A 6,073-nucleotide genomic window follows, 5' to 3' on the forward strand; every position below is an offset into this window, starting at 1 on the left:
TCAGTCCTCCGCCCGGCGCAGGGTGCAGCGCAGCACGGCACGCGGTCCGACGTCCAGCTCGCGGCGGTAGGTGTGGGTGGTGCCTTCGGGACGGAGCCCGGCGGCGGCGAACGCGTCGAGGATCTCCGTGCCGGGCAGCAGCGTCATGGGCACCCCGTCGGGCAGGACGTACTGGCCCTCCTCGGTGCCCGGACGCAGGCGCGGGTCCAGGAAGTCCGCGGTGAAGCTGTTCAGGGCCAGCAGCCCCCCGGGGCGCAGCACGCGCCCGATGTCACGGACCGCCGCGTTCCACTGGGCCCGGTCGACGGCGTTGTGCAGGACGCCGTAGCAGACGACGAGGGCGAAGTGGCCGTCGTCGGCCGGGACGGCGTGGGCCGCGCCCTGGACGACCCGGATGCGGCCCGGCGGGTACCCGGCGGTCCTGGCGCGGGTGGCCTCGACCATGCTGTGGTGCAGGTCCACGGCGACGACGTCGAAGCCCCGGTCGAGCAGGGCGATGGTGTTCCTGCCGCCACCGCAGCCGAGGTCGAGGGCGGGGCCCGTCACCGGGATGCCGGCGAGCAGCTCGGTCAGGTAGGGCTGCACCGGCAGGGAACGGAACTCCCGGACCGTGCCGGGCGCGTTCCAGTACGCGGCGGCCTGCTCGGCGGCTCGTCGCACTTCGGTCATCGGGCGGACTCCGTCTCTTCGTAGGTGCCGTTGTGCGGGCGTGCGCGCAGGACGTCCATGCCGAGGGCGCCGAAGTGGCCGGCGCACCGGTCGGGTTCGGCGGTGAGGGCGAAGAAGGCCGGGCCGACGGAGGACAGGGCGAGTACGGTGGCGGCCTTCTCGTGCCACAGGGGTTCCACGTCCTTGGCCAGTTCCACGAGGCCGGGGTGGGAGAAGGCGCAGTTCTCGATGCTGCCCATCCGGAACCGGTAGTCGAAGACGAGGGAGCCGAGCGGCGCGAGGTCCCCGCGCAGGGCGGCCGGCATGGCCTCGTGGAGCGTGCGGAACGCGATGGTCGGCGCCCAGCGTTCGCCGGTGGCGCGGAAGCGGTCGAAGTGCGCGGCCTCGGCTGCCATCAGCTCGTCGGTGGGACGTTCCCCCTGGGTGCGCGGAACACCGATGACCAGTGACAGGTGGTCGGGGACCGGTGCGGACATCACGACGGTGCTGCGTCCGGCGACGATCTGCACACCGCCGGGGTAGAGGCCGGAGGCGGCCGACCCGCCGATGCACTGGACGGGTGTGAGCCGTCCGGGCAGGCTGCCGTGCTCCTCGCCGTGGTTGCCGGTGAGGTAGGGCAGCAGGTCGGCGCGGTCCACGGGGTTGCCGTGCAGGTGGTTGACGGCCGTGGCCACCGCGGCGATCAGGCTGCTGCTGGAGCCGAACCCCGCGTGGACGGGCAACGGGTCGCTCTCCACGCCGATCCACAGGTCGCACTCGGTGCCGAGGGCCGCGTACATGATCCGGGCCGCGTGGGTGACGAGGTCCGGTCTGCGGATCGCCGGGTCCAGGACGAGGCCGGACCCGGGGTCGAGCCGGCGCAGGTGCACGTGGTGGAACCGGGCCACGGAGAAGACGATCTCTCCGGCGTCGTAGATGAGGTTGTTGTCCCCGGCGATGGCGCCGGGCTGGAGGGCCATGGCGTTGAGGCGGGTGGGGTAGCGAAGGTGTACCTCCGCCACCGGCCGCACGGGTCCGAGGGGCGCGGTGAGCGGGTGGTGGACGGTACCGGGGATGAAGGGTTCGAACACCGGGTCATGCCTCCGTGGTCCGGCCGGCCGGCAGGGTGGACAGGAGCTGGTGCCGGGACAGGGTCAGCTCTGCCAGGTGGTCGAGGGAGTCGGTGGTGTAGCCGCCGCTGCCGAGGGAGCCGTCGGGGCGGACGTTCATGTTGGCCCTGGCGAGTTGCAGGTGCGGGATCCTGAATTTGAGCACCTCTCTCATCAGGCCCCTGAGCGCGGTCACGGTGCGGGTGGTGCGGGCGGTCGGTACGGCCTCGCGTCCGGCCTCCTCGACCAGGCGCGGCAGCAGCGGGCGGTGCCGGCGCGCCCGGTCGCCGGCCACCCGGTACGCGGCGGGCAGATAGCCGACGTTCTCGCGCAGGTACTGCTCGTACCACTCCTCCCGTGCCTCGCCGGGTTCCGGCCGGAGCAGCAGGATGTCGACGAGCAGTGGTGTCATCTGGGCGCCGCCCGGCGCGTAGAGCACCTGCCCGCCGACGGTCATCGGGGGGAAGTAGGGGCGCATCTCGTAGGAGAAGGTCTCGGGTGTCACCTGGCGTTTCACGGACAGTAAGGACCGGGCGAACACCGCGAAGCCCTCGGTGGCGGCGGCCAGCAGGTCCGGCAGCGCGCGGTCGTCGACGGCGAGCGGCAGCGCCTCGGTGAGGGCGTCGACCGCGGGCCGCAGCGCGAATCCGGCGGTGCGGACCTCCCGGATGAACAGTGCCTCCTCGGGCAGTTCGGTGAAGGACCGGGTGGCGTGCTCCGGATTGCGCAGCGCGTACGTGTAGACGCTGTCGCGGGGCACCTCGTCGGCGAGGGCGCCGAGCTTGAGGAGGATCTCCTCGGCTCCTTCCACGACCCGGTAGTCGACGCCGTGCCGTTCCAGGGAGGCCAGGACGAAACCGATGTCGCGCAGGGCCGCGCCGGCGGTGGCCGCGTCGTAGCGGTTGCCGTCGACCCGGCCGGTCCAGGCCCGGGCGAGACGGGTCAGGCCCGCGATGTCCGCGGCCCGGTTGAGGAGGGGCAGTCGCTGGATCTCATGGACCACGCCGAGGGGGTCCAGGGCGGCCACGCGCAGATCCAGTTCACGCATGGGCAGAGCCAGAAGTGTGGAAATGACAGTCTCCGGGTGTGAGCGCGCACGCGTGACAGCCGGCGGGCGCGCGAGGGACACGAAGTCGTACGTCCGCGGCCCGTGGTGCCGCCGGCGGACGGGTCGTCCTCAGAGGGAGCCGATGAGTTCGTCGAGGGTGCGGACCCGCCGCGACACCGGGACGGGGGGTACGGCCGGCAGGGGCACGTCCGTGAGCCACACGGACGGCAGACCCGCGGCGTGGGCAGCGGCCAGACCGGTGTACGAGTCCTCTACGGCGAGGACCTCGGAGCCGGGCGACGGTACGCACTTGAGGGCTTGCAGGTAGGTGTCGGGGGCCGGCTTGGTTCTCACGCCGGGGCCCGCGCAGTTCACGGACGCGAAGCAGGACCGGATGCCGAGCCGCGCCAGGTGTCCCTCGACCCAGTCGAGGGCGTTCCCCGAAGCGACGGCCAGCCGGTGTCCGCGTTCGGCGCAGTGGGCCAGGAAGGGACGCACACCGCTCTTGGTGTCCGCGAGGTCCGCCTGTTCACGGTTGCGGCGTTCGAACTCGCCCCACAGGCGACGGGTGCCGCGAGCGCCCAGCCGGTCCGTCAGACACCGCCGCCAAGCCTCCCGGTCGAGCGTGCCGTCCGGCCGGACCGTGGGCCGAAGACGCGAACGCGGCGAGTGGTCGCGCAGGAGTTCCCGCCAGACGGTGACGGCGATGCGTTCCGTGTCGAGCAGCACTCCGTCGAAGTCCAGAACGACCAGTCGTCCGGGACCACCGGATCCCGCTCTTCCCCGTACCAGCACTGCCCGCCCCCCCAACGCGGCGGAACCACAAGGCCCCCGCCGCCCCTACGTTGCAGCCCGGAAGCCCATGGCTCCTTTGGTCTGGACCATTCACTGTAGGTGGCGCCCCACAGAGCCGCAAGCACAATCCGGCCGTCACGGCAGACACACCGGACACACGCCCGACACGCGCCGGACACGCCAGGCGCGCGGACACCCCGGGCCCCGCAAGGACCGGTGCACGAGGCCACTTCGACGGGGAAAACGCAACTTCGACACCGTCCGCAAAGGCGGCTACGTTCACCTGGTCTTCGGCAATCGCCCACGGCCGCACGGGAGTTCCTTCACCGAGTCACCCGCGACGGGAGAGCCGGTCACGCCCCACACCTCCACGCCCCGCGGCGTGAGCCACCGAACCGGATCCACACCAGGCACCCACGACCAGGGAGAGACGCATGCCCCATCTCGCGCTGTACACGTTCGGCGTCCTGAAGTCACCCCTCACCGATCCCGCGCCCCTCACGAGCGAGTTCTACGCCACAGGTGAGGCCGTCTACCGGAAGTTCAGTCAGCACCCCGGTCACCTCGCTCATGCCGAGACGGCAGAAGGTGACCGGGGCGTTCTGTTCGGGGCGGACTGGGGGGCGTGGGGAGAGTTCGCCGTGCCGGCCTGGTACGACAAGGGCCGTACCGTGGAGACCACCGCCCTCGCCGCGACCCTCTCCCTCTGGACCGGCCTGCGCTCCGCCTTCGACGCCGTCTACACCGGTCTGCACCGTGCGGCGCTGAACAGGCGCCACGACTGGTTCGAGAGGACGGGGCACCCGAATCACGTGATCTGGTGGGTCTCCGACGGCGTGACACCCACCTGGCAGGACGGGGTCTCCCGGCTGGAACACCTCCGCGACCACGACTCCGCGCCGCACGCCTTCACCTTCCACCGCTCGTTCACCCCGGAGGGCACCCCGGCCCGCGTCAAGGGCATCGGGCCGGAGGGCGACCAGGTTCGCTGACGGAGAAGCGTGAACGAAGAAGCCTGAACGACTGGGTTCGCTGCCGAACGCCTCCGCCGGGGGCCCCGGCCGCGTGCCGCCGGGACGCCGTGTCAGACCACGGCGAGCCGGTCCACCAGCAGTTCCACCCTCGCCTCGGCGTCCTCGGGCAGCAGACGGCCCGCACGGGTCAGGGTCGCGAGGCCGTGCAGTGCCGCCCAGAACACCTCGGTGTACAGCCCCGGCGGGACACCGTCGCCGGCGACCCCCTCGAGCGTCTCCAGCAGGGCCGCGAAGGCGTCCTTCAGGGGCTCGGGGGTGTCCTCCTGCGCGTACGCCAGGCCGCCGTCGAGCTGGAACAGAGCGTCGTAGACCGCCGGGTTGCGCGCGGCGAAGTCCAAGTAGGCGCGGGCCAGGGCGGCGACCCGGGCGCGCGGGCCGTCCGCGACGGAGGTCGCGGCCCGTACCGCCGCGGCCAGTTCGCCGGCCCCCTGGAGGGCGACGGCGCCGATGATCTCGCGCTTGCCGCGGAAGTGGCTGTAGAGGACGGGCTGACTGTATTCGATGCTCTCGGCGAGCCGGCGGGTGGTGACCGCCTCCCAGCCCAGCTGCTCGGCGAGCTCACGGGCTGTCGCCACGATGAGGCGCTCGCGCTCCGCCCGTTCGCGCTGCTTGCGTTCCTGTACCGACATACATGGATCCTAGCACTGCTAGACAACCGAGCGGCAGCAGTACTAGCGTTGCTTCATCAGCTAGCAACGCTAGTCCAACGGAGGATCGTCATGCTCAACGCACTTGAGGTCGTCACCACCGTCGTCGTCGGCCTGATGGTGGGGGTGGAGTTCTCCGTCGCCTTCATCATGAACCGGATCCTGGACGCGCTCCCCGAGGACAGCGGCCAGCTCGGCCACGCCCACGGCGGCCGCATGCTCGGCGCCCTGATGCCCTTCTGGTACGTCGGCTCGCTCGTCCTCAGCGCGATCTGGGCGGTCGCCGGATGGCACCACCACGGCGCCGGACTCGTCGTCACCGCCGCCGTACTGCTGATCGTCAGCGTGGTCATGTCGATACTGCTGCTCGTCCCGATCAACAACCGGAACAAGACCTGGACCCCCGAGAACCGGCCCGCGGACTGGAAGCGGCAGCTGAACCGCTGGCAGAGCTGGCACTACATCCGCGTCGCCGTCATCGTCGCCGCCTTCACCCTGCTCGTCGCCGCCCTCGCCTGACACCACCGCCGCACCGCCACTCAGTTAGTTGACACGTCACCTTTCGAGGTCTACGGTGATTGAAGGTTGAACGGAACGGTGGCCCGCCCGGACCACCCCGGCAAGGAGAACCACCATGGGACAGCTCGACGGCAAGACAGCGGTCGTCACCGGCGGCACCAGCGGCATCGGTCTGGCCACCGCCCGCCGCTTCCGCGAGGAAGGCGCCCGCGTCTACATCACCGGCCGCCGCAAGGACACCCTCGACAAGGCCGTCGCCGAGATCGGCGGCGA

8 protein-coding genes are annotated in these 6,073 nt (G+C 71.3%); 3 read left to right on the forward strand and 5 right to left on the reverse strand.

Annotated features, from left to right (window positions below; all coding sequences use genetic code 11):
- The 4 genes from AB0946_RS41035 to AB0946_RS41050 form a co-directional block, all read right to left on the reverse strand.
- Complete coding sequence (locus AB0946_RS41035; RefSeq protein WP_366765843.1) at positions 1–669, reverse strand: class I SAM-dependent methyltransferase; 669 nt, start codon at positions 667–669, stop codon at positions 1–3.
- Complete coding sequence (locus AB0946_RS41040) at positions 666–1,739, reverse strand: hypothetical protein (RefSeq protein ID WP_366765844.1); 1,074 nt, start codon at positions 1,737–1,739, stop codon at positions 666–668. Before AB0946_RS41040 ends, AB0946_RS41035 begins: the two co-directional genes overlap by 4 nt.
- A gap of 4 nt (positions 1,740–1,743) precedes the next feature.
- Positions 1,744–2,805, reverse strand: a complete 1,062-nt coding sequence (locus AB0946_RS41045; protein WP_366765845.1) for a monodechloroaminopyrrolnitrin synthase PrnB family protein — start codon at positions 2,803–2,805, stop codon at positions 1,744–1,746.
- A gap of 129 nt (positions 2,806–2,934) precedes the next feature.
- On the reverse strand, positions 2,935–3,600 hold the full coding sequence (locus AB0946_RS41050) for an HAD-IA family hydrolase (RefSeq protein ID WP_366765846.1): 666 nt from the start codon (positions 3,598–3,600) through the stop codon (positions 2,935–2,937).
- A gap of 434 nt (positions 3,601–4,034) precedes the next feature.
- Between AB0946_RS41050 and AB0946_RS41055 the strand changes: the two genes are divergently transcribed.
- Positions 4,035–4,592, forward strand: a complete 558-nt coding sequence (locus AB0946_RS41055; RefSeq protein WP_366765847.1) for a DUF3291 domain-containing protein — start codon at positions 4,035–4,037, stop codon at positions 4,590–4,592.
- A gap of 92 nt (positions 4,593–4,684) precedes the next feature.
- On the opposite strand, the gene AB0946_RS41060 is transcribed toward AB0946_RS41055, so the two are convergent.
- Positions 4,685–5,263, reverse strand: a complete 579-nt coding sequence (locus AB0946_RS41060) for a TetR/AcrR family transcriptional regulator (protein ID WP_366765848.1) — start codon at positions 5,261–5,263, stop codon at positions 4,685–4,687.
- A gap of 90 nt (positions 5,264–5,353) precedes the next feature.
- On the opposite strand from AB0946_RS41060, the gene AB0946_RS41065 reads away from it, so the two are divergent.
- Entirely contained in the window at positions 5,354–5,800 is a 447-nt protein-coding gene (locus AB0946_RS41065; RefSeq protein WP_366765849.1) for a DUF1772 domain-containing protein, read from the forward strand.
- A gap of 115 nt (positions 5,801–5,915) precedes the next feature.
- The coding region (locus AB0946_RS41070; RefSeq protein ID WP_366765851.1) for an SDR family NAD(P)-dependent oxidoreductase at positions 5,916–6,073 on the forward strand (158 nt) is incomplete at its 3' end.

The sequence above is a fragment of the Streptomyces sp. NPDC046870 genome (assembly GCF_040704595.1).
Classification (GTDB): Bacteria; Actinomycetota; Actinomycetes; order Streptomycetales; family Streptomycetaceae; genus Streptomyces; species Streptomyces argyrophylli.